The following is a 25024-nucleotide window of genomic DNA, read 5'->3' as shown; positions in this document are numbered from 1 at the left end:
ATGAGCAGGAAACCCAGCCCATGCTGCTAAAAGAAACAACTCCACATCCCGCCTTCAGCTATCTTATTTATTTGGGATGCGCTATCGCTTTTTGCACTATCCCCTTTGGCTCCGCCACCGGGCGCAATCTGTTTTATATTTCCAGTTATATCTCATTTATCGCCGTTTGCTTAAACCTGAAGTATTACTTTAAAAATAAAAGAAACCTTATCGTGCCCGTTCTGTTTTTCTGCGTAGGCATGGGGAGCATTTTCTGGTTGCAGCACTTCAAACAACCGGGCGAGTACATCAATATTTACCGCTCATACATGTCGACGGGCAAGTTACAGATCGCCACCGCCTTTATTCTGCTGATTGCGTTAAATGAACGCCTTTGCATGCAACGCGTATTTATTGTTATTGCGTTGGTGGCAGGTATTGCGGTTAACGGTTATTCCCTCTATCAGGGATTGTGGCTGAATATTGGCCGCGTAGAGATTAACTTCGATCGCGCTACCGTTGCCGCCTATTTGATTACCGCCATCAATCTGGTCATGCTACAGGCGATTCTGATGCTGCGAACGAAATACCGCATTCCACTGTATATCATCGGCTTTCTGGTCACCTTCTCTACGCTGGTGCTGACAGGTACTCGGGCGGCGATGCTGGTCTATCCGGTCGCGGTAGGCTTGTCGATACTGACGACGAAAAACCTGATTTCCCATAAGCACAAAATCCTGTTGATAGCCTCGGTACCTTTATTGTTGGTTGCCTGCGGGTTCATCTTTAAACCGCAAATTGAACAGCGTATTGCCGATTTTAAAACCAACATGCAGCAAGCGAATAATCCAGAAATCGACAATTCCATTATGTCACGCCTTACAATGCAAATAATCGGCGTGCGTACCGGAAACCTGGCCCCGCTGGGACAATCTGCGGAACAGCGCGGAGAGGAAATCAAAGCTATAGTTGCCAAGCAGCCTGAACTGTACGGCGTTATGCCTTATATCAATGTGCATCTGCATAACGAGCTGCTGGAAACCTACTCGCTCAAAGGTGTTTGGGGTGTGCTGTTTTTACTCGCGCTCTACGTTGGTTTATTCGTCAGTTCTCTTAAGCCGCACCGTAATGCGTTATTGTTAGGGGTGACATTCAGCCTGTTTGTTTATGGACTCAGCGACGTTATCTTCTTCAGCACCGAAGGCACGGCAATATTCTGCCTGGCGATAATAGCCAGCGTGCTGTCGATGAAGAAAATGCCGGTTTCCCAGGATTGAACGATATGAACTCATCACCGCCGCTGCTCAGTTTTATTGTGCCGTTTTACAATAATGAGGATTTCGTTGTCCCCAGCCTGAGTTCACTGTTCGACCAAATCGGCGATGATATTGAAGTGGTCATCATTGACGACGGTTCAACCGACGCTTCCGCCGATCGGGTACGCCAGTTGTTGGCAGAGCTCCCGCACCCGCATGTGACCTTTATCTCGCAGAAAAATGGCGGCATCGCCTGTGCCCGGAATATCGGGCTGCAACACGCGCGTGGGCGCTACATTACCTTCCTTGACGGGGACGATTTGCTGAGCGGTGACTACCTGACCATTCTGCGGCCGTTGCTACTGGCCGATGAAGATGACCTGATCGACTTTAATTATCAAAAGTTTATCGATACCCCGCCAGTGCTGCCTCATCAGACAACCGCCCGCCGCAGCGTTTATGATTTTGACAACCAGGGCCTGTCCTGCCTCACTCCGCTGTTTGCCCGCTCGATGTGGCATCTCTGGAGCCGGGTCTACCGGCGTACGCTGTTGGAAGGGGAATCATTCGAAGACGGCCGGCGCTATGAAGACGTTATCTTCACGCCGTTCCAGTATTTCAAAACCCGGAAAATCGCCCATCTCGACCATGAGCTTTATTTCTATCGGGATAACAGCCAGGGCATCACCCGCAACGTCAAAGCCAAAGATATTGAAGATATGCTGTTTGCCATCGGCAAAACGCTGCGTTTTATCGATCAGCACCCGCATGATGAGCCCTTGCGACAATTGGCGGCCTTAATGCTCGCCAACTGTTTCTCGGAAGTGAAAAGCATGTCGAAAGCGCTGTACGGCTACTACCATTATGAGCCGGAAGCGCTGCGCACCTTCAACCGCGTGGCTGAGGTATGCCGCAACAGCGGCGTACCGCGAAAAAAAATCCGGCAAATGCGCTACGCCCGGGTCGATACCTGGTTGTCAAAAATCCGCTGGCGACTGAAAACGCGCTAAAAACACGCTTAATTCAATGACAGATGCTCCACCACCTCAGCATAAATACGCTGCGGCTGGATCACGCCCATCGGGCTTTCGGCTTCCAGCGGCATAGTGTAACCGGTGCGGGAAACCTGAATAATCCGATGAAGCTCCGGATCCTGAATGGGCCCGGTAGAACGTGAATCAGCCGTGACGAACAGGCTGATGGTTTTTACTTTCAGCGCGACCGCCAGATGCAGCGGCCCGGTATCGCCGGTGATCAGCACATGGAAGCTGTCGATCAGCGTCAGCAGCGCCTGCAATCCCGTTTTACCAATCCGGTTGTCCACGCAAGCCCGGGTTTCAGGGTTCACCTGGCTCAGGAACTGCTGCGCTTTCCCCTCATCAAAAGGGCCGCCAATCAGCACAATACGCACCTTGCCGTGTTTGGCCACCAGTTCGTCCGCCAGCCGGACGAAATGCGAGACCGGCCAGCAGCGTGATTCGGTAGAAGCGCCCAGTTGAAAACCAATAGTACAGTGCTCGCTACTTTTGATACCCGGCTGATAAGGCGCAGGGATTTCCATGGTGGGATCGTCACTGCGACAACCCAAAATTGAAATCAGCTCCAGCTTGCGGCGAATAAAATGACCGTAATAATGGAAGATATAATTGGTTAGCCAAGGTTCAAGCCCGCAAATCCCGGAGCTGTAGTTATCGCGGATAATATATTTCGCACCGGATAATACCGCGCTGATGATGTCGTACGGCAGATGCGAATGCAGGATCAGCGCCAAATCCGGCTGATGCTCGCGCAGTGACTTCAGCAGCGGCCGCATACTCTTGATTTTACTGTCCCAATACACCACGCGATCGTAGTAGCGGCCGTTCTCCACCAGTTCCTGATTCTTCTTGTGCACCACCAGCGTAATGTGCGCATCGGGATAGCGTTCCCGCATCGCCCGCAGCGCGGGGGTGTTGAACATAAAATCACCCAACGCCGTGGTCGAATAGATGACGATATTGTCAAACTGAAGCCGACTGTCGAAAGTCGCCTTATCTTGGAAACGGCCGGACTTTGCGGTATAACGTCGCAAAAACCAATCCGCGACCTTAATTTTCCATTTTTTCGACATGTCAGTTCACTTTAAGTTGATAATATTCGGCCAGCGTCATGCCCACCGTACGCTGCTGTAGCCAGGCGAACAGCTGCTCTAAATCGCGATACAACACTTCAATGTCCTGCTCGGTTTTAAACGTCGGGCTGCCGCCGGGCATAAACTCGGAAGAGTGCAGCATAAACTCGACGTAGTCATGTCCCTGCAACAGGCAACGCTCGGCCACCTGCTGCATTTTTTCCAGATTACCGCCGCTTGGCCGCAACCAGTTTACCGACGGCGAACGCTGCTTGCCACGCAACCGATCATAACCCTGCTTGAGCGTATTCATCAGCGCAGAATGCTTATACTGGATGCTCATCGGCACTTCCAACAACGTTGAGGCTCCCGCTGCGGCGATATTTTCCGGATCGATAAAATAGGCTTGCGACGGGAAGTGCCGGTAGTCGGTACCGCCGTTCCCTTGCGGGTTGCCCGGCGAATATTGCCAGTTGACGCGTGGCGTGACCGAGCAATCTACCTGATAGCCATATTCCAGCAACAACGCCGCATAGTACTCGTTAAACGCCCAGCGCCCGGCGCGGTGGCTGAGCATTTTGGTCTGGAAGGCATCTTCCAGCAGCTTGGTCATATGATCGACCTTGGCGCGAATTTGTTCGGCCGGGTATTCGATCAGATAAGGTTTGTGCCGCCAGTCATCGTCGGTCAACGGCGTCAGAGGCGGGCTGTTCCAGGCGTGCAGGTGCATTCCTACTTCCCCGGTACCGCGCGCAATCACATCGCGGGCAAACTCGACGTATTCGGCATCTACCGCCATTTCATAGTTGGTAAGATACACCGGCTTGAAGCCATATTTCTCACACAACGCCTGAAAGCGCGGCAAAAAGCGCGTGTTTTCGGTCGAAATACGATCGTGGTTTTGCCACAGATTGTCGCCTTCGGTATCAATGGTGATGAGAAACGCCGGTTTAGTCATAAATATCGGGCCTGATATCAACAGAATGCATATATGTTACGCAGGGCGTTTCGCCAGGGCAAACGACTTTACTGCCTGGTTTGGACAACGTTGAAGGCCTTTTGTCTCTCCTTCGCGCTATTTTTTCACTTCGCGGCAAGAAAACCGTGCAACAGTAGCCACATGCGATCGGGTCATTTAGAATCAAATATTGGTTTCCCTGAAAGCGACTCATGATGAACGACGCGCCAGCCCTAGCTCCTGATACCTCGATACAGCGTATTCTGATCGTTAAACTTCGCCACCATGGCGACATGTTGCTGGTCACACCGGTCATCAATAGCCTGCAGCAAAACTATCCGCAGGCGCAGATCGACGTGCTGCTGTATAAAGAAACCCAGGATATGCTGGCCAGCCACCCGGCGCTGTCGAATGTGTTCGTTATCGATCGCCAGTGGAAAAAACAGGGTACGAAAGCTCATCTGCGCCACGAGCTTAACCTGATCCGGCAGCTCAAAGGCCAAGGTTACGATCTGGTAGTCAATCTGGCCGATCAATGGCGCAGCGCCATTATCGCCCGCCTGACCGGCGCGCGCATTCGGCTGGGTTTCGATTTTCCCAAACGGCGAGGCTTCTTATGGCGTCATTGCCACACGCATTTGGTGCCGGTAAGCGATCACGCGCGGTTGCATACCGTTGAACAGAACCTGTCCCTGTTGCGGCCGCTCGGTCTGCCGACCCTCAGCCAGCAGGTGATCATGAGCTATCCGCCGCAGGACTGGCAGACCTGCGAGCAGTTGTTACGGCAGCAGGGCATTACCGGCGATTATATCGTGGTACAACCTACGTCCCGCTGGTTCTTCAAATGCTGGAGCGAAGAAAAAATGGCCGCCACTGTCAGCGCGTTGCAGGCCGACGGTCACCGGTTGGTGATCACCTCCGGGCCGGACACAAAAGAGCGGGAAATGGTGGAGCGCATTCTGGCGCTCTGCCCGCCGCAAGGAGTCGTTTCGCTGGCCGGCCAGTTAACGCTGCGTCAGCTTGCCGCCCTGATCGACCACGCTAAACTGTTTATCGGTGTAGACTCGGTGCCCATGCACATGGCCGCTGCGCTGCAAACACCCTGCATTGCGCTGTTTGGTCCTTCCAAGCTGGTGTTTTGGCGCCCATGGCAGGTTAATGGCTGCGTGATATGGGCCGGGGACTTCGGCACCTTACCCGATCCGGACGCCATCAACACCGGCACCGATGAACGTTACCTGGACCTTATCCCTACAGACGCGGTGATTGCAGCCGCGCGGAGCCGGCTAGCATGAAAGCATTTCGTTTGGCGATCGTTCGTCAAAAATACCGCCCGGACGGTGGTGCCGAGCGTTTCGTCTCACGCGCTCTGGAAGCACTGGAGCAACAGAACCTCGATCTGAACGTTATCACCCGCGAATGGCAGGGTGAAACCCATCCGGACTGGCATATTCATTTGTGCAATCCGATAAAGCTTGGGCGCATCAGCCGTGAGCGCGGTTTTGCCGAGGCCGCCAGAGCGCTGTGGCAGAAAGAGAAATTTGATTTGGTGCAGAGCCACGAACGTATCCCCGGCTGCGATATTTACCGCGCCGGCGATGGTGTTCACCGCCGCTGGTTGCTGCAAAGAGCGCGTTTGCTGCCCGACTGGCGCCGCAAATGGCTGTTCTCCAACCGCTATCACCGTTACGTAATGTGTGCGGAACGTGCGATGTATGCCGCTCCGGAACTGAAAGCGGTCATCTGCAATGCGGAAATGATTAAACAGGAAATCATCGACGACTTTGGGGTCCCGGCCGATAAAATCACGGTGATCTACAACGCCATTGATAATCAAAAATTTCTGCCAGCCACGGCCGAGCAGCGGCAGCAATTGCGTCGGCAACACCAGATCCCTCAACAGGCGCACTGCCTGATTTTTGTCGGCTCCGGCTTTGAGCGCAAAGGGTTGGCCGCCGCCATCCGCGCCGTCGCGGCCACGGACAGTTATCTGCTGGTCGTCGGTAAAGATAAGGCTGAAAAGCGCTATCAGGCGCTGGCACAGTCACTAGGATGCAGCGATCGGGTGCGGTTTATGGGCGTGCAAAAACAGACGCTGCCGTTCTATCAGGCCGCCGATGCACTGCTGTTGCCAACGCTGTACGACCCGTTCCCTAACGTGATTCTGGAGGCAATGTCCTGCGGTCTGCCGGTCATCACCAGCACCACCTGCGGCGGCGCGGAATTTATCGCTCAAGGGCAAAACGGCTTCGTTACCGATGCTCTGGATGTCCCCGCCCTCGTCACGGCGATCAAGGCATTGCCACGCCAGGCACTGGGCTCCGCCATGGGCGAAGCCGCGAGAGCGCGTATCATGTCTGCCACCCCGGCGCACCTGTCGGAACAGTTGATCTCCCTTTATAACCGGCTGCTGGATTAACTATGCGTATTTTGATGATTATCGATGGCCTGCCCGGCGGCGGCGCAGAAAAAGTGGTGCTGACGCTGTGTCAGGGCATGCAGGAACTGGGCAATGACGTCAGCCTGATTTCGCTTCGCGACGTCTGTAACTACCCTATCCCGGCCGGCGTTCATTATCAGGTGGTTGCGGATCACAGCCGCACCCCCTGGCGAAAACTGACCGAGCTGTCACGCCGCGCCACCGCGCTGGATCGGGTGATTGCCGATAACGAACGCCGGCAGGGTGCCTATGATTTGGTGTTCTCGAACCTGCATAAAACCGATCGCATCGTCAGCCGCAGCAAGCTGCTCTCCTCGGATCGCCTGTGGTTTTGCATCCACGGCATGCTATCGACTTCTTATCTCGGCCATCGCAAGGGCATGGATCGCTGGCTGAAACAGCGGAAAATCGCCGACGTTTATCAGGGCCAGAATATCGTCGCCGTCTCACAGGCCGTCGGTGACGATCTGCAACAAAACCTGCCTATCCACCCGAACCGGTTGGCAGTCATCAACAATCCGTTTGATATTGCCGCCATCGAACAACAGGCGGCGGAACCCTGTGAACTGGCGGGTCAGGAATATCTGGTGCACGTCGGGCGCTTTCATCCGCACAAGCGGCACGATCGCCTGTTGAAAGCCTATGCGCAATCGGGCATACAGGCGCCGTTGGCACTGATTGGCACCGGCAGCGAAGCCAACGTAGGGGAAGTGAAACAGCTGGCCAATCAGTTGGGCATCGCCGATCGCGTACTGTTCCTCGGCTTCCAGGCCAACCCTTATCCCTTTATTCGGCACGCATCGCTGCTGGTACTCAGCTCCGACAGCGAAGGCTTTGGCAATGTGCTGGTGGAAGCGTTGTTATGCGGTACGCCGGTGGTCAGCACCCGTTGTCCAGGGGGGCCTGCGGAAATTCTGGAAAAAGCCGGAATGGATAACGCACTGGCAGACCTCAATGAAAAATCGCTGGCGGAAAAAATGGCAAAAATTTATGCCCAACCTCCGGAGATTAATCACCAGCAGTTGCTGAGCTATGGACTGAAATCTATTTGTCAGCGCTATTTGGCGCTCAAGAAATAAATAAGGGCAGGGAATTCCCTGCCCTTAATTTAATTAATCGAACGTTTGTATTTTTTCCCAGACATCGTCAACGGACACATCAATACAATCACCCGATTCGGTCTGCAGAATGTGATAACGCCCCGTCCAGGGATGCCAGGATTCTTTATCCGTATCGCCAAAAAAGACCACCATATCTTTATTCAACGCCGCAGCCAGATGCATCTGCCCGCCATCGCTGCACAATACCCTGTCGCATAAATCAAAACCGGCCAGTAATTCCCGCACCGAGGCCGTCGGGTAAAGCGCCACGCGTTCATTCTGACACAGCGCCAACAACTGCTCTGCACGTTTTTGGTCACCGATATCGTCAGGCGTCAACGTGCCTTGCGGGGACCAGAAAATCAGCACTGCGGTGTTCTGATCGGCGACTAAGCGATTGATAATTTCGGCATAGCGTTCTATCGGCCAGCGACGTTTAGGGCTGCGACTGCTGATATGGACCGCGCAAACTCGCCCGACAGGCGGCAAGAGTTTCTGCAAACGTTGCGCCGCCTGCTGGCGCTCTTCCGGGGCCAAAAACACGCGGACCGGCGGGATCGGGATGCGCTGTTCGGTAATCGCCGATAGGTAGCTGTAAGTATGCTCTACCTGATGCTTGCCGCTGAAATTTTCCTTACGGAAAGGATGATGAATATCAGGCGTACCTAAATCTGCGCCGATAATATTGCTTACCCCCGCCATTTTCGCCAACCGCAGGCTGTACTTGCAAGGAACCGGGTTGGCCAGGATCGCCGCGTCGAATTTTATTTTACGCAGCTTAAGAAAAATCATCAGACGCTCAAAATAAACCCCTAATGTCGTTTCATTTTTCGCCTTGTGCTTTGCCTTTTTATAGACGAAAACCTTTTCAAGGTGCGGGTTGTTTTTAACGACATCCTGGCTGACTTTATTGATTAACAGATAAAGTTTGGCATCCGGATAGGCAATTTTCACCCCTTCAATCAAAGGAGTCGTACAAACAAGATCGCCAATATTGTCACGGCGAATAATTAAAATATTCTTCATTCCAAGCCTATCAGCGAAATCTCTCGCCTGTTGTCTAAAACTGACACCAAAGGTTACCAAATTAGCGCCTTTCCCTTCCAGTTATGGTACTATTCTGACTAACCCATATAAATGAAATTGATAGAATGTTGCTGCGTTTATATCAGGTACTACTCTACCTCATCCAACCCCTGATCTGGCTCCGCTTACTGCTGCGCAGCCGCAAAGCTCCAGCCTACCGTAAACGCTGGGCAGAACGCTATGGCTTCTGCGCCGGAAAAGTGGTGCCGGGCGGCATCATGCTGCATTCCGTCTCCGTGGGGGAAACGCTGGCAGCCATCCCGTTGGTCCGCGCGCTGCGCCACCGCTATCCCTATTTACCGATTACTGTGACCACGATGACGCCAACTGGTTCAGAGCGCGTTCAGTCCGCTTTCGGTAAAGACGTTCATCATGTTTATCTGCCTTACGACCTGCCCGGCTCCATGCGCCGTTTCCTCGATCAGGTGAACCCCAAGCTGGTTATCATCATGGAGACCGAGCTGTGGCCAAATCTGATTAACGCGCTGCATCAGCGTCAGATCCCGCTGGTGATCGCCAACGCACGCCTTTCCGCTCGCTCTGCCGCCGGCTATAAAAAAATCGGCGGTTTTGTCCGCGACATGCTGCGCCGCATTACGCTAATCGCCGCGCAAAATCAGGAAGATGGCGAACGCTTTATCGAACTAGGCCTGAAACGCTCGCAGCTGACCGTGACCGGCAGCCTGAAATTCGACATTTCCGTCACTCCCGAGCTGGCTGCGCGCGCGATCACGTTACGCCGCCAATGGGCACCGCGTCGCCCGGTGTGGATCGCGACCAGCACTCATGAAGGTGAAGAAACCATTCTGCTGGCGGCACACCGCAAGCTGCTGGAAAAACATCCCGACCTGCTGCTGATCCTGGTGCCGCGTCACCCTGAACGTTTCTCTACCGCCAAAGAACTGGTGCAGAAAGCCGGTTTCAGCTACACCCTGCGCAGCAGCGGTGAAATCCCCTCCGGCAGCACCCAGGTGGTGATTGGCGATACCATGGGCGAACTGATGCTGCTGTACGGCATTGCCGACCTGGCCTTTGTCGGCGGCAGCCTGGTGGAACGCGGCGGGCATAATCCGCTGGAAGCCGCCGCACACGCCATTCCGGTGCTGATGGGGCCGCATATCTTCAACTTTAAAGATATCTGCGCCAAGTTATCGCAGGCCGAAGGGCTGATCACCGTGGCCGACGAGGACTCGCTGGTCAAGGAAGTCGCCACTCTGCTCACCGACGAAGACTATCGCCGCTATTACGGCCGCCACGCCGTGGAAGTGCTGTATCAGAATCAGGGAGCGCTGCAGCGCCTGCTGCAACTGTTGGAACCGCACCTGCCGCCACGGAGCCATTAAATGAGCGACCGCAAAAGCCTGTCGGTGGTGATCATCGCCAAGAACGAAGCCGGGCTGCTGCCGGATTGCCTGAACTCTGTGGCCTGGGCGGACGAAGTGGTCATTCTCGATTCGGGCAGCCAGGATGACAGCATCGCCATTGCCGAAAACCTCGGCGCCAAAGTGTTCGTCCATACCGACTGGCAGGGCTTCGGCAAACAACGCCAATTGGCTCAAAGCTACGCCAGCCACGACTATATTCTGATGATCGACGCTGACGAGCGCGTCACCCCCGAACTGCGCCAGTCGATTGAACAGACCTTGGCCGCGCCTGACGACAATCAGGTCTACAGTTGTGCGCGCCGCAACCTGTTCCTCGGACGTTTTATGCGTCACAGCGGGTGGTATCCGGATCGCGTCAACCGGCTGTACGCCAACCGACGCTATCGCTATAACGACGATCTGGTGCATGAATCGCTCAATATCGGCGCCGCGAAAGTGGTACCCCTCAGCGGCGATCTGCTACACCTGACCTGTCGCGACTTTTTCGCTTTCCAGCGCAAGCAGTTGCGTTATGCCGAAGAATGGGCCAATCAGCGTCATCAGGCCGGCAAGCGCTGCGGTTACTCCTCCATACTGACTCATACTCTCGGTGCCTTCTGCAAAACCTGGCTGCTGCGCGCCGGCTTCCTCGACGGTAAACAGGGGTTGCTGTTAGCCGTGGTCAACGCGCAATATACCTTCAATAAATATGCCGCATTGTGGGCATTGGGCCGCAACTCTTCAGAGAAGTGAATCATGACAAGTAAAGCCATTTATCCCGGTACTTTCGATCCCCTGACTAACGGCCACCTGGATTTGGTGACGCGCGCGTCATTGATGTTCGATCACGTCATTCTGGCCATTGCCTCCAGCCCAAGCAAAAAACCGCTGTTCACGCTGGAAGAGCGCGTGGCGTTAGCCACTCAGGTGACATCGCATCTGGATAATGTCGAAGTGTTGGGATTCAGTGAGCTGATGGCGCATTTTGCCGCCCACCAAAATGCCAATATTCTGGTGCGCGGCCTGCGTGCGGTGTCTGACTTTGAATATGAATTGCAGTTGGCGAACATGAACCGCCACCTGATGCCAACGCTGGAAAGCGTGTTCCTGATGCCTTCCGAAGAGTGGTCGTTTATCTCTTCCTCTCTGGTGAAGGAAGTGGCGCGCCACGGCGGCGATATCGCACCTTTCCTGCCGGACGTGGTCACCCAGGCACTGATGGAAAGGCTCGCCGCACAATAATCAGCGTTGGCAGCGACGGCAGAAGAAGGTACTGCGCTGCCCGTGTTTAGCGGATTCAATCGGCGTGCCGCACGCGCGGCAAGGCTCACCCGCACGACCATACACCTGCAATTCTTGCGCGAAATAGCCTGGTTTACCGTCCGACTGCAGGAAATCGCGCAGCGTGGTCCCCCCTTGCTCAATCGAGCGTAGCAATACCGCCTTGATAGTCTCCACCAGCAACTCAGCTTCCATTTTGCTCAGCGAAGCGGCCGGGCGATCGGGCAGGATCCCGGCGGTGAACAGTGATTCGCTGGCGTAGATATTGCCAACCCCTACGACCAGCTTGTTATCCATCAGCCAGGGTTTGATCAGCGTGCGCTTATTGCGCGATTTTTCGTACAGGTAGGCGCCAGTAAAGGCTTCACTTAGCGGTTCCGGCCCAAGGTGGGCCAGCACATTGCTGTTCGCCAGGTCTTCGCACCACAGCCAGGCGCCAAAACGGCGGGGATCGGTATAACGCAGCGTCATGCCGTTGCTGATCACCAGATCAACATGGTCGTGCTTACCGGCTTCGGTTTCCTCAGCCAGCATACGCAGGCTGCCGGACATCCCCAAATGGACGATAATCCAGCCGTGGTCCAGTTCAATCAGCAGATACTTGGCGCGGCGTTGTACGCTGCGTACCGGTCGGTCGCTCAGCGCCAGAATTTGCTCGGAAACAGGCCAACGCAGCCGCGCGTTGCGCACCACCGCATACTGAATGCTATGGCCGACAAGATAAGGTTCAATACCACGTCGGCTGGTCTCAACTTCTGGTAATTCAGGCATCTGGCGCTCTCCCGTCGGTTTTCTACCCTTATAAAACAAAAAACCCAGCCTAAGCTGGGTTTTTATTAATCCACTAAAATTATTTAATTTTAGCTTCTTTGTACAGTACGTGTTGACGGACAACTGGATCGAATTTCTTCAGTTCCAATTTTTCCGGCTTAGTACGCTTGTTCTTCGTGGTGGTATAGAAGTGACCAGTACCAGCAGAAGAAACCAGCTTGATCTTCTCGCGAACACCTTTAGCCATGATGCAGTTCCTTAATACTTCTCACCACGGGTACGCAGATCGGCCAAGACCGTCTCAATACCCTTCTTATCGATAACACGCATACCTTTAGCAGATACACGCAGCGTTACAAAGCGCTTCTCAGCCTCAACCCAAAAACGGTGTGAGTGCAGGTTCGGCAGAAAACGGCGTTTGGTCGCGTTCATTGCGTGGGAACGGTTGTTACCGCTCACCGGGCGCTTGCCAGTAACTTGGCAGACTCGGGACATGTCTATTCTCCAAAAATCAAATCAGCTCGAGCTTCGTATAGGGTATGGCCGCCTCGTCAGGCTTTTAGAGCCCATCTCAGCAAACTCCATACTGAGGAGACTCCCGTCATCAGGTCAGAAACCACACATCAGGTTAGAAACCTGCTGAGATAGGCTCTTACGCCAAACCCAAGATTCTCAAAGGTGGCGTAGTATACGCTCTGAGGCGTAAGTGCTCAAGTCCCGAACAGCTAAAGATCCCCGAAGGATCGCGAAAAAATCGCTTAAAGCCATCCGCGCTCGGCAAAAGAGACGCATTCACCCCGACCTATCACCAAATGATCGAGCACTCGGATCTCCAATAACAGGCAGGCATTAACCACATGCTCTGTTATCAAACGGTCAGCGTGACTGGGTTCAGCCTTACCCGAAGGATGATTATGCGCCAGAATAATGGCGGCCGCATTAGCCTTCAACGCTTCACGCACAATTTCTCTCGGGTGCACGACGACGCTGCTGATGGTACCAGCAAACATCTCCTGATGGCGAATAACGCGGTGCTGATTGTCTAAAAACAATACCAAAAACACCTCCCGCTCACGGTGCGCCAGTAAGCTTTGCAGATAATGCTGCGTTATTTTGGGATTGAGCATGGCGTTTTCCTGCGCCAGATGGCTGGAAAAGAAGCGAAACGCCAATTCTGAAATCGCCTGAAGTTGCGCATAGCTCGAATTGCCCAATCCTTTGTGGCTGCAGAAAACCTGATGGTCTGCCGACATCAGATGATACAGCGAGCCAAACTGCCCCAACAGCTGCTCCGCCAGTTGCATGACATGCAGGCCGGGAAACCCGGTACGCAGAAAAATCGCCAGCAACTCCGCATCGGACAGCGCCGCCGCGCCGTACCGCAGTAACTTTTCCCGGGGCGCTAACGCTCCCGGCCATAAGGTCATTACCTGACTGCTCATCATCACCCCCCGAAAGCGTCCAAGCATGCCATGCGGAACAAAGGGTAACGACAGGTGTTTGATAACATTGCGAAGTGCTGCGCAAAGCGCAATGTAACGAGCTGCAGAGACAGCGGAATCGCTCACCTGTCTGGCGGTTATGCTAAAATGGCGCATCTTTCGGTTTTCAATCGGACAATCATGATGACGGGACTTTCCGGCAAACATATTGTGCTTGGCATCAGTGGCGGTATCGCTGCGTACAAATGCCCAGAACTGGTGCGCCGCCTGCGTGACAGAGGCGCGGAAGTGCGTGTGGTAATGACCGGCGCGGCGAAAGCGTTCATCACGCCGCTGACGCTGCAGGCGGTTTCCGGCTATCCGGTCTCCGACGATCTGCTGGATCCCGCAGCCGAAGCCGCGATGGGTCACATAGAGCTCGGAAAATGGGCGGATTTAGTGATTCTTGCCCCAGCTACCGCCGATCTGCTGGCACGCGTTGCTGCCGGCATGGCCAACGATCTGCTGACGACCCTTTGCCTGGCGACCGACGCACCGATAGCCGCAGCGCCTGCCATGAACCAACAGATGTATCGCGCCACCGCCACCCAAGCCAATCTGCAAACGCTGCAGGCACGCGGCATGTTGCTGTGGGGCCCGGACAGCGGCAGCCAGGCTTGTGGCGATATTGGGCCGGGCCGCATGCTCGATCCCTTGAACATCGTCGATCTGGCGAACGGTTATTTCTCCGCTTCACAAGATTTGCAACATTTAAAGATTATGATCACCGCCGGCCCAACGCGTGAAGCGCTGGACCCGGTGCGTTTCATCAGCAATCACAGTTCCGGTAAAATGGGCTTCTCTATCGCCCAAGCCGCCGCAGCACGCGGTGCGCAGGTCACCTTGATTGCCGGTCCGGTCAACCAGCCGACGCCGCCGTCGGTAACCCGGGTAGACGTCATCAGTGCGCTGGAAATGGAACACGCAGTACAGCAGCGCGCCGCCCAGCAGGACATTTTCATTTCCTGTGCCGCCGTAGCCGATTACCGTGCCGGGCAGATCGCCGGTGAAAAAATAAAAAAACAGGGTGATGAAATCATCCTCAAAATGGTAAAAAACCCCGATATCGTTGCCGGCGTCGCCGCAATGACTAAAAATCGCCCCTTTGTCGTGGGGTTTGCCGCCGAAACCCAGAATGTGGAAGAATACGCGCGACAAAAACTGGCGCGTAAGAAACTGGATTTAATTTGCGCTAATGATGTATCGCTTGCAGAGCATGGGTTTAACAGTGACACCAATGCCTTGCACCTTTTTTGGCAGAATGGAGAAAAGCGCCTGGCGCTGAGCGATAAGGCACTCCTTGGCCAACGTTTAATAGACGAGATAGTCAGCCGTTATGATGAAAAAAATCGACGTTAAAATCCTCGACCCGCGTATCGGACAGGATTTCCCTTTACCGACCTACGCTACCCCAGGTTCAGCCGGTCTCGATCTGCGCGCCTGCTTGGACACCGCGGTTGAACTGGCGCCGGGTGAAACCACGTTGCTGCCTACCGGTCTGGCTATTCACATTGCCGACATCGATCTGGCGGCGGTGATCTTGCCGCGCTCAGGTTTGGGCCACAAGCACGGCGTGGTGCTGGGCAACCTGGTTGGCCTGATCGACTCCGACTACCAGGGCCAACTGATGGTTTCCGTCTGGAACCGCGGCCAAAAATCCTTCACCATTGAACCTGGCGAACGTATCGCGCAAATGGTCTTTGTGCCTGTTGTGCAAGCTGAGTTCAATCTGGTAGAAGAGTTCGACAGCAGCGAACGTGGCGCAGGTGGCTTTGGCCACTCGGGTCGCCACTAAGCGCAGCCCAAGACTTGATGGTCGGCAGGGAAATGTCGTCCGAAACCTTGCCGCCCAGAGAGAAGGACATTTCTATACCCAAGATAATTGGAGTTGCATCACAACAAAGCCGTGGCTTTGTTGAACAGCGCTTGCGCTGGCCCCTACGGGGTGAGTGTGTGCAGCCAACACAGATGCAGCTTCAAGTATGGCGGGTATATGGCAAGGTTTGTCCGGCAACGATTACAGCGCACACCAGGTCGCGTGGAGAACACAGGTCGTTAAGGCCGCTGACCCCAGCATCGTAAAAAAGCTATCACATAAGCCGCACAGAGATCTCTCTGCAATGGCCGGTGCGCGGGTTTCCGAAAGTCTAAGCAGTTTTAGCAAGGGTCTAATCAGACATGGCAGAAAAAGAAAATACCAAAAGGAACAGGCGCGAGGAAATACTGCAGGCGTTAGCCCAGATGCTGGAATCCAGCGACGGCAGCCAGCGTATCACCACTGCGAAACTGGCCGCTAACGTCGGTGTCTCCGAAGCTGCGTTGTATCGGCATTTTCCCAGCAAAACACGGATGTTCGACAGTCTGATCGAATTTATTGAAGACAGCCTGATAACGCGCATCAACCTGATCCTGCAGGACGAAAAAGAAACCTTTAACCGCCTGCGCCTGATCCTGTTGCTGATCTTGGGGTTTGCCGAACGTAACCCTGGCCTGACGCGCATCATGACCGGCCATGCGCTGATGTTTGAGCAGGACCGTTTGCAGGGAAGGATCAGCCAGTTGTTTGAACGTATAGAGGCGCAGCTGCGGCAGGTACTGAAAGAGCGCAAACTGCGGGAAGGCAAAGGCTTTGTCGTGGATGAAACGCTGCTGGCCAGCCAACTGCTGGCCTTCTGCGAAGGTATGCTGTCACGCTACGTGCGCTCCGAGTTCCGTTACCGTCCTACGCAAGACTTCGACGGCCGCTGGCCGCTGCTGGCGGCACAGCTGCAATAAACCGTTGTCAGGCGCGTTTTGGCGCGCCTGACAACGTGAATAGCGCGTTAAACCCCGTACTGTTCACGATAAGCACGCACCGCCGCCAGACTCGCCGCCATTTCCGGTTTCTCTTCCAGATAAGCAATCAGATCTTTCAGCGTCACGATGGAAATCACCTTACAGTGATAGTCGCGCTCGACTTCCTGAATAGCTGAAATCTCCGCACGCCCGCGTTCCTGACGGTCCAGGGAGATCAACACCCCGGCCAACGTCGCACCGCTGGCACCGATGATTTCCATCGACTCACGGATTGCGGTGCCGGCGGTGATCACATCGTCCACCAGCATCACTCGGCCCTGCAGCGGGCTGCCCACCAAAGTGCCGCCTTCGCCGTGGGTTTTGGCTTCTTTACGGTTAAAGCAGTAAGGTACGTCGCGTTCATGGTGTTCCGCCAGCGCTACCGCCGTGGTGGTGGCGATCGGGATACCTTTGTATGCCGGGCCAAACAGCAGATCAAAATCGATGCCGGAGTCCATCAGCGCTTCGGCGTAGAAGCGTCCTAACAACGCGAGATCACGCCCGGTATTAAACAGGCCGGCATTAAAGAAATACGGGCTGGTACGGCCGGATTTCAGAGTGAACTCACCGAATTTCAATACCTGCTTGTTAAGCGCGAACTCGATAAACTGGCGCTGATAGGCTTTCATTACTGCTTCTCCTCGTCTGGGTCTGTTAGATCTGTTATTACTGCCACCCGATAGTCGGGCGTAAAAAAGGCGACTCTTCAGTCGCCTTAAAAATTACTCTGCCAGCGCCGCTTTCTGCGCCTGGAAGATGGTTTCGATGCCCCCTCGAGCCAGCGCCAACAGCGCCAACAGCTCATCGTGGCTGAAAGGTTCGCCCTCGGCGGTGCCCTGCACCTCGATCATGCGGCCGTCTTCCATCATCACCACGTTCATATCGGTTTCTGCCGCAGAGTCTTCGACGTACTCCAGATCGCACAGCGCTTCGCCCTTGACGATACCGACAGACACTGCAGCCACCAGCCCTTTCATTGGGTTGGCCTTCAGTTTGCCCGCAGCAACCAATGCATTAAGCGCATCAGCCAGCGCAACGCAGGCACCGGAAATGGAGGCGGTGCGGGTGCCGCCATCAGCCTGCAGTACGTCGCAATCCAGGGTAATGGTGAACTCACCCAGTTTTTTCAGATCGACCGCCGCACGCAGCGAACGGGCGATCAGGCGCTGAATTTCCAGCGTACGGCCGCCCTGCTTGCCTTTTGCGGCCTCGCGAGCGTTACGGCTGTGGGTGGAGCGCGGCAGCATGCCGTATTCGGCGGTGATCCAACCCTGGCCCTGACCTTTCAGGAAGCGCGGAACGCCCTCTTCTACCGTGGCGGTGCACAAAACTTTGGTATCGCCAAACTCAACCAGCACTGAACCTTCAGCGTGTTTGGTATAGTGACGGGTCAGTGTCAGTGGGCGAACTTGTTGTGGTGCTCTGCCTGCAGGACGCATGGGTTCTCTCCGGCTTCTAATCTACGATTGGCTGCGCATTATACGGGCTTCGTGACGTAATGCCTATCCTGCCCGGAGGTCCAACGTTATAATCGTTCCATCTTTTCCTATTACGGGTACGCATCAATGATCCGCAGCATGACCGCCTACGCACGGAGTGAAATCAAGGGTGAATGGGGCAGCGCAGCTTGGGAGCTGCGTTCCGTTAACCAACGCTATCTAGAAACCTACATCCGTTTACCGGAGCAATTCCGCAGCCTGGAGCCGGTGATCCGCGAACGTATCCGTGGCCGTCTGACCCGTGGCAAAGTGGAATGCAACCTGCGCTTCGAGCTGGACCCGAGCGCGCAAAGCTCGCTGATCCTGAACGAAAAACTGGCTAAACAGCTGGTTGAAGCCGCCAACTGGGTAAAAATGCAGAGCGACGAAGGGGAAATCGATCCTATCGACGTCTTGCGTTGGCCGGGTGTGATGTCTGCTCAGGAGCAGGATCTGGACGCCATCAGCGCACAGCTGATGCAGGCTCTGGACAGCGCATTGGATGATTTCATCACCGCTCGCGAAAGCGAAGGCACCGCGCTGAAAGCCCTGATCGAACAGCGCCTCGACGGCGTCAGCGCCGAAGTGATCAAAGTGCGCGCCCAGATGCCAAACATCCTGCAATGGCAGCGTGAGCGCCTGGTCAGCAAGCTGGAAGAGGCTCAGGTGCAGTTGGAAAACACTCGCCTGGAACAGGAGTTGGTGTTGATGGCGCAACGTATTGACGTTGCCGAAGAGCTGGACCGTCTGGAAGCCCACGTAAAAGAAACGCATAACATCCTGAAGAAGAAAGAAGCCGTGGGCCGCCGCCTCGACTTTATGATGCAGGAGTTTAACCGCGAATCGAACACGCTGGCGTCCAAGTCGATTAATGCCGAAGTCACCACTTCCGCTATCGAACTGAAAGTGCTGATCGAGCAAATGCGCGAGCAGATCCAGAACATCGAGTGATATTTTCTTCACTAACCAAAACCCGCGCTATGCGGGTTTTTTTATGAACCAACCCTATATATACCTGGCCGCCTGCTGTTCGGTAATTAGCCCCATTTTTTGCAGTTGAACGGCGATGGCCCAAGTGGTGCGTTCAAATTCGCTGCTCAATGCCTCAAGCGTTCCGCCCTCTGCATAGCTCTCCTGCAGCCGCTGTTTTTCCTCCTCTGCCCAAGGGAAATGCGATTTCGCCGGCCGTCCCTCGGCAATGTTTTTCTGCTGCCGCTCTTCCGGTGACAGCTTTACTTTCTTCTGGCGCTCCGGCTCAGCCTGAAACTCCTCGGCCAATGCAAACAGTAGCCGAATCGCCTCCGGCGAACCGGTCATTGACGCCGTACCCAGCAATTCCCCCGTCTCGGGGTTAATGCCATTTGCCAGCGCCCGCAACATTGCCTGTGTCTTCATATCCGCATCCTCATCCTGAGAAAGTAGGCCGTCTTTTGCGGCGAAATAGTGAACTCTTTTTCTCTCTCAGCGAGGAAAAAATCAATAGTTAAGCGGGATGACGTTCAGATTATGCGGGACAGATTCCAGCCGGCCCGCTCCATCGGCGATGGGTTTACAGGCATCTTCGCCGTAAAAGCGAGGCTTTTACGAAAAACTGCGACGATCACCCAGAGAATGACAATCCATAACCCATACTAGCCGCCCGAAGTATTTTGTTCTAATTATCACGTAAGGTAATGAAAGGCAGGCGAAGCTGTGGCTAAATGTGTTTTTTTCATGCCCGCAAGCCGTACGGACCCTTTATGCCGCAAATTCTGCAATTTATTTTCGCCCTGGTGGTGATCATCGCCCTGGCGTTGCTGGTCAGCAACGATCGCAAGAAAATTCGCCTGCGCTATATTATTCAGCTGTTGGTCATTGAAGGTGCACTCGCCTATTTCTTCCTGCATTCAGAAAGTGGCCTCAGCGTAATCAGACACGTCGCCGGCTTCTTTGAAACGCTGCTGACCTACGCAGCGCAAGGCTCCGACTTTGTTTTCGGTGGCATGAGCAAGGACGGGCTGGCGTTCATTTTCCTGGGTGTTTTGTGCCCGATTATCTTTATTTCCGCGCTAATCGGTATTTTGCAGCACTTTCGTATTCTGCCGCTGATTATCCGCCTGGTCGGCACCCTGCTGTCCAAGGTTAACGGCATGGGCAAGCTGGAGTCTTTCAACGCCGTCAGCACGCTGGTACTCGGTCAGTCGGAAAACTTCATCGCCTATAAGGGGATCATCGGCGATATTTCGCCGCGCCGCATGTACACCATGGCCGCAACCGCCATGTCGACGGTCTCCATGTCCATCGTTGGCGCCTACATGTCGATGATCGATGCGCAATACGTGGTTGCGGCACTGATCCTCAATATGTTCAGCACCTTTATCATTCTGTCGATCATCAACCCTTATCAACTGGACGATGAGCCTGAACTGAAACTGAACAAACTGCATGAAGATCAGAGCTTCTTTGAAATGCTGGGCGAATACATTCTGGCGGGCTTCAAGATTGCGATGATTATCGCCGCGATGCTGATTGGTTTTATTGCGCTGATCTCTGCGGTAAATGCTCTGTTCTCGGCCGTGTTCGGCATCAGCTTCCAGCAAATTCTGGGCTACGTGTTTTATCCGCTGGCCTGGTTGATCGGTATCCCGGCACAGGATGCGTTGCGGGCCGGCAGCATCATGGCGACCAAGTTGGTGGCCAATGAATTCGTGGCGATGATCGAGTTGAAGAAAATTGCGGCGGAACTGTCGCCGCGCGGCCTGGGTATTCTGTCCGTGTTCCTCGTCTCCTTTGCCAACTTTGCCTCTATCGGCATCGTCGCCGGGGCGATCAAAGGGCTGAATGAACGACAAGGCAACGTGGTATCCCGCTTTGGCCTGAAGCTGGTCTATGGTTCAACGCTGGTCAGCCTGCTCTCGGCAGCCATCGCAGGGTTGGTGCTGTAAGTCAATATCCCGGCTCCGGCCGGGATCACCTCAGAACGCGACGCACACCGGCGCATCAACGCGCATCACCGAATCCTGCGCAAACTGCTGCTTATAGCTGCTGCGCAGCGCCTCGATGTTGGTTTCACTCTCCTTGCCCGGCGCATGTATCAGCATTAACGCCTTGCTGTTTTCGCGTGCCAGTTTGCCATCATTGCCCAGCCACTGTCCTTTGGCATCAAACACCGACAGACCGTCTTTAAAGCGCGGCGTTACCTGCCGATCGACAAAACTCTGCCACTCTGCTGCGGTAATCACCGGTCCGGTTGGGCGGTTCAAACCGAAATAGAGCGTGGTTTGGACCATCGGATCGCCGGTGCCGCAAACCTTCGGTTTTTGCTGCGTGGCATTTTGGGCCGTTGCAACACAGCCGCTCAACAACAGGGCGGTAACCAAGGCCGCCGCCAGCATGGGAGTATTTTTCATTTTATATTCATATTCCTCGGTGAGCACACCCGTCATCAGCCTGAAATACACCGCCGATGCGCAGCGTAAAGATAGAATGCAAAAAGCATAGTCAGCTCTAGAAACTAACACGAAATATCTAATACCTGTATGGTCATTGAAAGGTTAAAAAAGGCCAATAACAAGTCAGATAAACCACTTCCAGATTAATTAAAGTAATCCGAATAGGCATTGGTTAGAAAAACTCAGTAGCGATATGCCCCGTCGGCGATTACCCTTTCGGCCTTACACTCACTCCCGCCCACCCTGTGAATACCTTATGTTACTGAGCATTCTTTATATCATCGGCATCACCGCCGAAGCCATGACCGGCGCGCTGGCTGCCGGCCGCCGCCAGATGGATATGTTTGGCGTGATTATTATCGCTTCGGCCACAGCTATTGGCGGTGGCTCGGTGCGCGATATGCTGCTCGGGCACTTTCCGTTGGGGTGGGTCAAGCATCCTGAATATATCGTGATTGTCGCCATTGCCGCGATTGTCACTACCTGGGTAGCGCCGCTGATGCGCCACTTGCGTCGCCTGTTCCTGGTGCTGGACGCCGTTGGTCTGATTGTATTTTCAATCATCGGGGCGCAGGTCGCTCTGGATATGGGCCACGGCCCTATCATCGCCGCCATTGCGGCTGTCATCACCGGCGTGTTCGGTGGCGTGCTGCGCGATATGCTTTGCAACCGCATCCCTCTGGTTTTCCAGAAGGAAATCTATGCCGGTATTTCCTTCGCCGCCGCCTGGCTGTACATCGGCCTGCAACACTTCAGCCTGCCGCATAACCTGGTCGTCATCATCACGCTGGTCGCCGGCCTGAGCGCCCGCTTGATCGCCCTGCGCTTTCGCCTGGGGCTGCCGGTATTCAACTACCAGCATCCAGACCATTAATACGGCTCATCTCAGAGGCAACATATGCTGCGCCAGGTAGTCTACAAAGACCCTCACCTTGGGCAGCATATGCCGGCTTGACGGCCATAGAGCTGAGAAAAATCCCTGCTCCTGCGTATGTTGATCCAACACCGCCACCAGTTGCCCGGCGTTAATGGCCGAACACAGCGTAAAATCCGGCAGGTAAGCGATGCCCAATCCTTCCTGGGTGGCGTGGATCAGCGCTTCAATGCTGTTGCAGCTCAGCGTCACCGGGATTCGTTGGGAAACCGGCTCTCCATCAGAAAACAACCTCCACTCCTGCAATTGCTGGCCCCCCGGGTAGCGGTAGCGCAGGCAGGCATGCTCGAGCAAATCTTCCGGCCGCTGCGGCACGCCCCGACGCTGTAAATACTCAGGCGCGCCCGCCAGTATCAACCGGAACGGCCCCAGCCGCCGGGCCATCAGCCGGGAATCCGCCAACTCACCGCTGCGAACCGCCACGTCGATTCCCTCGGCGATCAGATCCACCATCCGGTCATTGAAGTCCACGTCCAGCTCAACCTCGGGATAAAGCGCGCTGAAATCAGCAAGCAGAGGTACCAACATTCGATAGCCGATAGCCGGCATACTCACGCGCAGCTTGCCGCGCGGCGCATCGGAGATCCTCGCCATTTCGGCTTCGGCATTTTCAATTTCGCTGACGATGCGTTGGCAGCGTTCAAAAAACAACGCCCCCTCATCGGTGAGATTGATACGCCGGGTGCTGCGGTTAAACAGCCTGACGCCCAACGATTCCTCGAGCCTGGCCACGCTTTTCCCGACGGCAGAGGCGGACACGCCCAGCCGTTCACCTGCGGCGACAAAACTGCGTAGCTCGGCAGCGCGCACAAAGGCCAATAGGCCACTGAGGCTGTCCATAGGATCTCCAATTAGAGCGTTATTGTCCTTAAAGAGTGGAATATAGCCCCATTTTTAGCCAATTAAATCCACTTTATCATCCATCTCAACCGACAATACTGCCGCTGGAGCTCATCATGAACCATCCTCACCGTCTTCCAGACCCCGCTCCCGATCCGCAACGCTGGATTATCCTGTTCTCCGTCTGCCTGGCGGGGTTGATTATGCCGATTAACTTTACCGGCCCGGCAGTCTCTTTACCCGCTATCGCCGCCAGCCTGGGCGGCAGCGTAGTCGCCCTCAGTTGGGTCACCAACGCCTTTATGCTGACCTTTGGCTGCAGCCTGATGATTGCCGGCGCGCTCGCCGATCGCTTTGGCCGCAAACGCGTGTTCATCAGCGGCCTGGCGGTGCTTACCCTAAGCTCAATGGTTATGCTGACGGTGCAAGATATCATCGCCTTCGATGTGATTCGTGCGCTTCAGGGTATTGCCGCCGCAGCGGCGTTTGCCGGAGGAACCGCAGGCCTGGCTCAGGTATTCGATGGCGCAGAACGCGCCAAAGCCTTCAGCCTGTTGGGAACCACCTTTGGCATCGGCCTGGCATTTGGCCCGCTGCTGGCCGGTTTTTTAGTACAGCATTTTGACTGGCGCGCGATTTTTATCAGCGTGTCGCTGTTCAGCGCCATCGCCCTGTTCGCCGGTATACGCTATATGCATGAGTCGCGCGATCCCGCAGCGGCCAAACTCGACTGGCCCGGCGCGGCCACCTTTACGCTGGCTCTGACACTATTGACTTATGCCGTACTGCAAGCCCCCGACAGCGGTTGGGGCAACCGTGGAGTCATCGCCCTGTTCAGCGGCGCGCTGCTTTTCATGATTGCCTTTGTCGCGATCGAGAATCGCGTGCGCAGGCCGATGCTTGATCTGTCTTTATTCCGCTATCCGCGCTTTGTCGGCGTACAGTTTCTGGCGGCCGCCCCGGCCTATTCCTACGTGGTGCTGCTGGTTTTACTCCCGCTGCGCTTTATTGGCATCGAAGGTTACGGCACCCTGGAGGCGGGTATCGTTATGTTCACACTCTCGGCGCCAATGCTGGTATTGCCTGTGCTGGCAGGCATGTTGGCGCACCGGTTTTCCGCCGGTATCATTTCCAGCCTGGGTTTACTGATCTGCGCCTTCGGCCTGTTATGGCTGGCGCAATATGCGCCGGGGAAACCCTTCGTGCTATTGATTTTGCCGCTGTTGACCATTGGCTGCGGCATCAGCTTGCCCTGGGGATTAATGGACGGCCTGGCGGTCAGCGTGGTACCGAAGGATCGCGCAGGCATGGCTACCGGCATTTTTAGCACCGTCCGCGTGGCGGGCGAAGGTATCGCACTCGCCGTGGTGGGCGCGTTGCTGGCCACCCTGGTTGAGCAGCATCTACCGGGCTCTCCGCTGGCGAATGCGGCCGCCGGCGCCCATCGGCTGGCAATGGGCGACCTGCAACAAGCGGCGGCACTGCTGAATATCGATACTGCGGCCTTGAAACAGAGCTACGAAGCCGCGTTTCATAACCTGCTGTATATTCTGGCGTTAATGACGGCGATATCCGCAGGCATCGTTTTTATTTTTCTGCGTCATACCTCACCCTCGCCGATCACGCATCCACAGACCACGGACGCAACCCCACTTGTCGAGAGATCGACGGAGTAACAGC

The 25024-nt window shown here is 55.0% G+C and carries 27 protein-coding genes; 15 read left to right on the top strand and 12 right to left on the bottom strand.

Going from position 1 to position 25024, the window contains the following annotated elements; translation table 11 throughout:
* Positions 1–20: 20 nt before the first annotated feature.
* On the top strand, positions 21–1256 hold the full coding sequence (locus ACUTQW_RS22360) for an O-antigen ligase family protein (protein WP_006328905.1): 1236 nt from the start codon (positions 21–23) through the stop codon (positions 1254–1256).
* A gap of 5 nt (positions 1257–1261) precedes the next feature.
* Complete coding sequence (locus ACUTQW_RS22355; protein ID WP_020439991.1) at positions 1262–2245, top strand: glycosyltransferase; 984 nt, start codon at positions 1262–1264, stop codon at positions 2243–2245.
* A gap of 8 nt (positions 2246–2253) precedes the next feature.
* Here ACUTQW_RS22355 and ACUTQW_RS22350 read toward each other — a convergent pair whose 3' ends face one another.
* Both ACUTQW_RS22350 and ACUTQW_RS22345 read right to left on the bottom strand, forming a co-directional pair.
* On the bottom strand, positions 2254–3345 hold the full coding sequence (locus ACUTQW_RS22350) for a glycosyltransferase family 9 protein (protein ID WP_006328907.1): 1092 nt from the start codon (positions 3343–3345) through the stop codon (positions 2254–2256).
* A 1-nt stretch (position 3346) separates the two neighbouring features.
* Positions 3347–4303: a polysaccharide deacetylase family protein gene (locus ACUTQW_RS22345; protein WP_006328908.1), complete on the bottom strand. Its 957-nt coding sequence runs from the start codon at positions 4301–4303 to the stop codon at positions 3347–3349.
* 212 nt (positions 4304–4515) lie between these two features.
* On the opposite strand from ACUTQW_RS22345, the gene rfaQ reads away from it, so the two are divergent.
* The 3 genes from rfaQ to ACUTQW_RS22330 are packed head-to-tail and all read left to right on the top strand — an operon-like array spanning position 4516 to position 7822.
* Positions 4516–5598, top strand: a complete 1083-nt coding sequence (gene rfaQ, locus ACUTQW_RS22340; RefSeq protein ID WP_006328909.1) for a putative lipopolysaccharide heptosyltransferase III — start codon at positions 4516–4518, stop codon at positions 5596–5598.
* Positions 5595–6722 (top strand): glycosyltransferase family 4 protein, encoded by a 1128-nt coding sequence (locus tag ACUTQW_RS22335; protein ID WP_006328910.1) that lies wholly within the window; start codon positions 5595–5597, stop codon positions 6720–6722. Before rfaQ ends, ACUTQW_RS22335 begins: the two co-directional genes overlap by 4 nt.
* 2 nt (positions 6723–6724) lie before the next feature.
* The gene (locus ACUTQW_RS22330; RefSeq protein WP_020439993.1) at positions 6725–7822 is read left to right on the top strand and encodes a glycosyltransferase; all 1098 of its coding nucleotides are present in this window, start codon (positions 6725–6727) and stop codon (positions 7820–7822) included.
* Between the two features lie 33 nt (positions 7823–7855).
* On the opposite strand, the gene ACUTQW_RS22325 is transcribed toward ACUTQW_RS22330, so the two are convergent.
* Complete coding sequence (locus ACUTQW_RS22325) at positions 7856–8869, bottom strand: glycosyltransferase family 9 protein (RefSeq protein ID WP_006328919.1); 1014 nt, start codon at positions 8867–8869, stop codon at positions 7856–7858.
* A 125-nt stretch (positions 8870–8994) separates the two neighbouring features.
* Here ACUTQW_RS22325 and waaA point away from each other — a divergent pair, with 125 nt between their 5' ends.
* Genes waaA through coaD form a run of 3 tightly spaced genes read left to right on the top strand, consistent with a single transcriptional unit; the run spans position 8995 to position 11535 of the window.
* Positions 8995–10272: a lipid IV(A) 3-deoxy-D-manno-octulosonic acid transferase gene (gene waaA, locus ACUTQW_RS22320; RefSeq protein ID WP_006328922.1), complete on the top strand. Its 1278-nt coding sequence runs from the start codon at positions 8995–8997 to the stop codon at positions 10270–10272.
* On the top strand, positions 10273–11046 hold the full coding sequence (locus ACUTQW_RS22315) for a glycosyltransferase family 2 protein (protein ID WP_004953322.1): 774 nt from the start codon (positions 10273–10275) through the stop codon (positions 11044–11046).
* 3 nt (positions 11047–11049) lie between these two features.
* Positions 11050–11535, top strand: a complete 486-nt coding sequence (coaD, locus tag ACUTQW_RS22310) for a pantetheine-phosphate adenylyltransferase (protein ID WP_064799610.1) — start codon at positions 11050–11052, stop codon at positions 11533–11535.
* Here the strand turns inward: coaD and mutM are convergent, their stop codons facing one another.
* The 4 genes from mutM to radC form a co-directional block, all read right to left on the bottom strand.
* Positions 11536–12345 carry a bifunctional DNA-formamidopyrimidine glycosylase/DNA-(apurinic or apyrimidinic site) lyase gene (mutM, locus tag ACUTQW_RS22305; protein WP_062789448.1) on the bottom strand — a complete coding sequence of 270 codons (810 nt, stop codon included), beginning with the start codon at positions 12343–12345 and terminating at the stop codon, positions 11536–11538.
* A gap of 79 nt (positions 12346–12424) precedes the next feature.
* Entirely contained in the window at positions 12425–12592 is a 168-nt protein-coding gene (rpmG, locus tag ACUTQW_RS22300) for a 50S ribosomal protein L33 (RefSeq protein WP_002208990.1), read from the bottom strand.
* A gap of 11 nt (positions 12593–12603) precedes the next feature.
* Positions 12604–12840, bottom strand: a complete 237-nt coding sequence (gene rpmB, locus ACUTQW_RS22295) for a 50S ribosomal protein L28 (protein ID WP_004953342.1) — start codon at positions 12838–12840, stop codon at positions 12604–12606.
* A gap of 263 nt (positions 12841–13103) precedes the next feature.
* The gene (radC, locus tag ACUTQW_RS22290; protein ID WP_013815028.1) at positions 13104–13787 is read right to left on the bottom strand and encodes a RadC family protein; all 684 of its coding nucleotides are present in this window, start codon (positions 13785–13787) and stop codon (positions 13104–13106) included.
* A 180-nt stretch (positions 13788–13967) separates the two neighbouring features.
* On the opposite strand from radC, the gene coaBC reads away from it, so the two are divergent.
* The 3 genes from coaBC to slmA all read left to right on the top strand — a co-directional run bounded on the left by coaBC (position 13968) and on the right by slmA (position 16601).
* Positions 13968–15185, top strand: coding sequence for a bifunctional phosphopantothenoylcysteine decarboxylase/phosphopantothenate--cysteine ligase CoaBC (coaBC, locus tag ACUTQW_RS22285; RefSeq protein WP_020439996.1), 1218 nt, complete (start codon positions 13968–13970; stop codon positions 15183–15185).
* Positions 15163–15621, top strand: a complete 459-nt coding sequence (gene dut / locus ACUTQW_RS22280) for a dUTP diphosphatase (RefSeq protein WP_020439997.1) — start codon at positions 15163–15165, stop codon at positions 15619–15621. Before coaBC ends, dut begins: the two co-directional genes overlap by 23 nt.
* Before the next feature lie 383 nt (positions 15622–16004).
* Positions 16005–16601 carry a nucleoid occlusion factor SlmA gene (gene slmA, locus ACUTQW_RS22275; protein ID WP_004953358.1) on the top strand — a complete coding sequence of 199 codons (597 nt, stop codon included), beginning with the start codon at positions 16005–16007 and terminating at the stop codon, positions 16599–16601.
* 47 nt (positions 16602–16648) lie between these two features.
* Here the strand turns inward: slmA and pyrE are convergent, their stop codons facing one another.
* Positions 16649–17290, bottom strand: a complete 642-nt coding sequence (gene pyrE / locus ACUTQW_RS22270; RefSeq protein WP_004953362.1) for an orotate phosphoribosyltransferase — start codon at positions 17288–17290, stop codon at positions 16649–16651.
* A gap of 93 nt (positions 17291–17383) precedes the next feature.
* The gene (gene rph, locus ACUTQW_RS22265) at positions 17384–18100 is read right to left on the bottom strand and encodes a ribonuclease PH (protein ID WP_004953365.1); all 717 of its coding nucleotides are present in this window, start codon (positions 18098–18100) and stop codon (positions 17384–17386) included.
* Positions 18101–18226: 126 nt separating this feature from the next.
* On the opposite strand from rph, the gene ACUTQW_RS22260 reads away from it, so the two are divergent.
* A complete protein-coding gene (locus ACUTQW_RS22260) occupies positions 18227–19090 on the top strand; it encodes a YicC/YloC family endoribonuclease (protein ID WP_006328929.1) in 864 nt (287 codons plus the stop codon).
* Positions 19091–19144: 54 nt separating this feature from the next.
* On the opposite strand, the gene ACUTQW_RS22255 is transcribed toward ACUTQW_RS22260, so the two are convergent.
* Positions 19145–19534 carry a hypothetical protein gene (locus tag ACUTQW_RS22255; RefSeq protein WP_006328930.1) on the bottom strand — a complete coding sequence of 130 codons (390 nt, stop codon included), beginning with the start codon at positions 19532–19534 and terminating at the stop codon, positions 19145–19147.
* A gap of 344 nt (positions 19535–19878) precedes the next feature.
* Between ACUTQW_RS22255 and ACUTQW_RS22250 the strand changes: the two genes are divergently transcribed.
* The gene (locus ACUTQW_RS22250; protein ID WP_006328931.1) at positions 19879–21063 is read left to right on the top strand and encodes a NupC/NupG family nucleoside CNT transporter; all 1185 of its coding nucleotides are present in this window, start codon (positions 19879–19881) and stop codon (positions 21061–21063) included.
* Between the two features lie 30 nt (positions 21064–21093).
* Here the strand turns inward: ACUTQW_RS22250 and ACUTQW_RS22245 are convergent, their stop codons facing one another.
* Positions 21094–21528: a DUF3574 domain-containing protein gene (locus ACUTQW_RS22245; RefSeq protein ID WP_037431916.1), complete on the bottom strand. Its 435-nt coding sequence runs from the start codon at positions 21526–21528 to the stop codon at positions 21094–21096.
* A gap of 298 nt (positions 21529–21826) precedes the next feature.
* Between ACUTQW_RS22245 and ACUTQW_RS22240 the strand changes: the two genes are divergently transcribed.
* On the top strand, positions 21827–22444 hold the full coding sequence (locus ACUTQW_RS22240; RefSeq protein ID WP_006320142.1) for a trimeric intracellular cation channel family protein: 618 nt from the start codon (positions 21827–21829) through the stop codon (positions 22442–22444).
* 6 nt (positions 22445–22450) lie between these two features.
* Here the strand turns inward: ACUTQW_RS22240 and ACUTQW_RS22235 are convergent, their stop codons facing one another.
* Positions 22451–23344, bottom strand: a complete 894-nt coding sequence (locus ACUTQW_RS22235; protein WP_006328941.1) for a LysR family transcriptional regulator — start codon at positions 23342–23344, stop codon at positions 22451–22453.
* Positions 23345–23460: 116 nt separating this feature from the next.
* On the opposite strand from ACUTQW_RS22235, the gene ACUTQW_RS22230 reads away from it, so the two are divergent.
* On the top strand, positions 23461–25020 hold the full coding sequence (locus ACUTQW_RS22230) for an MFS transporter (RefSeq protein ID WP_235196017.1): 1560 nt from the start codon (positions 23461–23463) through the stop codon (positions 25018–25020).
* The last annotated feature ends 4 nt before the right edge of the window (positions 25021–25024 follow it).

This window comes from Serratia sp. TSA_7 (assembly GCF_052692135.1).
Note: the sequence above shows the minus strand (reverse complement) of the source record. Positions and strands in the feature narration are given on the sequence as shown.

Excerpts from the sequence above, each read along its gene's own strand:
- ACUTQW_RS22360 (WP_006328905.1), top strand. The coding sequence starts at position 21 with ATGCTGCTAAAAGAAACAACTCCACATCCCGCCTTCAGCTATCTTATT.
- ACUTQW_RS22355 (WP_020439991.1), top strand. The coding sequence starts at position 1,262 with ATGAACTCATCACCGCCGCTGCTCAGTTTTATTGTGCCGTTTTACAAT.
- ACUTQW_RS22350 (WP_006328907.1), bottom strand. The coding sequence starts at position 3,345 with ATGTCGAAAAAATGGAAAATTAAGGTCGCGGATTGGTTTTTGCGACGT.
- ACUTQW_RS22345 (WP_006328908.1), bottom strand. The coding sequence starts at position 4,303 with ATGACTAAACCGGCGTTTCTCATCACCATTGATACCGAAGGCGACAAT.
- rfaQ (WP_006328909.1), top strand. The coding sequence starts at position 4,516 with ATGATGAACGACGCGCCAGCCCTAGCTCCTGATACCTCGATACAGCGT.
- ACUTQW_RS22335 (WP_006328910.1), top strand. The coding sequence starts at position 5,595 with ATGAAAGCATTTCGTTTGGCGATCGTTCGTCAAAAATACCGCCCGGAC.
- ACUTQW_RS22330 (WP_020439993.1), top strand. The coding sequence starts at position 6,725 with ATGCGTATTTTGATGATTATCGATGGCCTGCCCGGCGGCGGCGCAGAA.
- ACUTQW_RS22325 (WP_006328919.1), bottom strand. The coding sequence starts at position 8,869 with ATGAAGAATATTTTAATTATTCGCCGTGACAATATTGGCGATCTTGTT.
- waaA (WP_006328922.1), top strand. The coding sequence starts at position 8,995 with ATGTTGCTGCGTTTATATCAGGTACTACTCTACCTCATCCAACCCCTG.
- ACUTQW_RS22315 (WP_004953322.1), top strand. The coding sequence starts at position 10,273 with ATGAGCGACCGCAAAAGCCTGTCGGTGGTGATCATCGCCAAGAACGAA.
- coaD (WP_064799610.1), top strand. The coding sequence starts at position 11,050 with ATGACAAGTAAAGCCATTTATCCCGGTACTTTCGATCCCCTGACTAAC.
- mutM (WP_062789448.1), bottom strand. The coding sequence starts at position 12,345 with ATGCCTGAATTACCAGAAGTTGAGACCAGCCGACGTGGTATTGAACCT.
- rpmG (WP_002208990.1), bottom strand. The coding sequence starts at position 12,592 with ATGGCTAAAGGTGTTCGCGAGAAGATCAAGCTGGTTTCTTCTGCTGGT.
- rpmB (WP_004953342.1), bottom strand. The coding sequence starts at position 12,840 with ATGTCCCGAGTCTGCCAAGTTACTGGCAAGCGCCCGGTGAGCGGTAAC.
- radC (WP_013815028.1), bottom strand. The coding sequence starts at position 13,787 with ATGAGCAGTCAGGTAATGACCTTATGGCCGGGAGCGTTAGCGCCCCGG.
- coaBC (WP_020439996.1), top strand. The coding sequence starts at position 13,968 with ATGATGACGGGACTTTCCGGCAAACATATTGTGCTTGGCATCAGTGGC.
- dut (WP_020439997.1), top strand. The coding sequence starts at position 15,163 with ATGATGAAAAAAATCGACGTTAAAATCCTCGACCCGCGTATCGGACAG.
- slmA (WP_004953358.1), top strand. The coding sequence starts at position 16,005 with ATGGCAGAAAAAGAAAATACCAAAAGGAACAGGCGCGAGGAAATACTG.
- pyrE (WP_004953362.1), bottom strand. The coding sequence starts at position 17,290 with ATGAAAGCCTATCAGCGCCAGTTTATCGAGTTCGCGCTTAACAAGCAG.
- rph (WP_004953365.1), bottom strand. The coding sequence starts at position 18,100 with ATGCGTCCTGCAGGCAGAGCACCACAACAAGTTCGCCCACTGACACTG.
- ACUTQW_RS22260 (WP_006328929.1), top strand. The coding sequence starts at position 18,227 with ATGATCCGCAGCATGACCGCCTACGCACGGAGTGAAATCAAGGGTGAA.
- ACUTQW_RS22255 (WP_006328930.1), bottom strand. The coding sequence starts at position 19,534 with ATGAAGACACAGGCAATGTTGCGGGCGCTGGCAAATGGCATTAACCCC.
- ACUTQW_RS22250 (WP_006328931.1), top strand. The coding sequence starts at position 19,879 with ATGCCGCAAATTCTGCAATTTATTTTCGCCCTGGTGGTGATCATCGCC.
- ACUTQW_RS22245 (WP_037431916.1), bottom strand. The coding sequence starts at position 21,528 with ATGAAAAATACTCCCATGCTGGCGGCGGCCTTGGTTACCGCCCTGTTG.
- ACUTQW_RS22240 (WP_006320142.1), top strand. The coding sequence starts at position 21,827 with ATGTTACTGAGCATTCTTTATATCATCGGCATCACCGCCGAAGCCATG.
- ACUTQW_RS22235 (WP_006328941.1), bottom strand. The coding sequence starts at position 23,344 with ATGGACAGCCTCAGTGGCCTATTGGCCTTTGTGCGCGCTGCCGAGCTA.
- ACUTQW_RS22230 (WP_235196017.1), top strand. The coding sequence starts at position 23,461 with ATGAACCATCCTCACCGTCTTCCAGACCCCGCTCCCGATCCGCAACGC.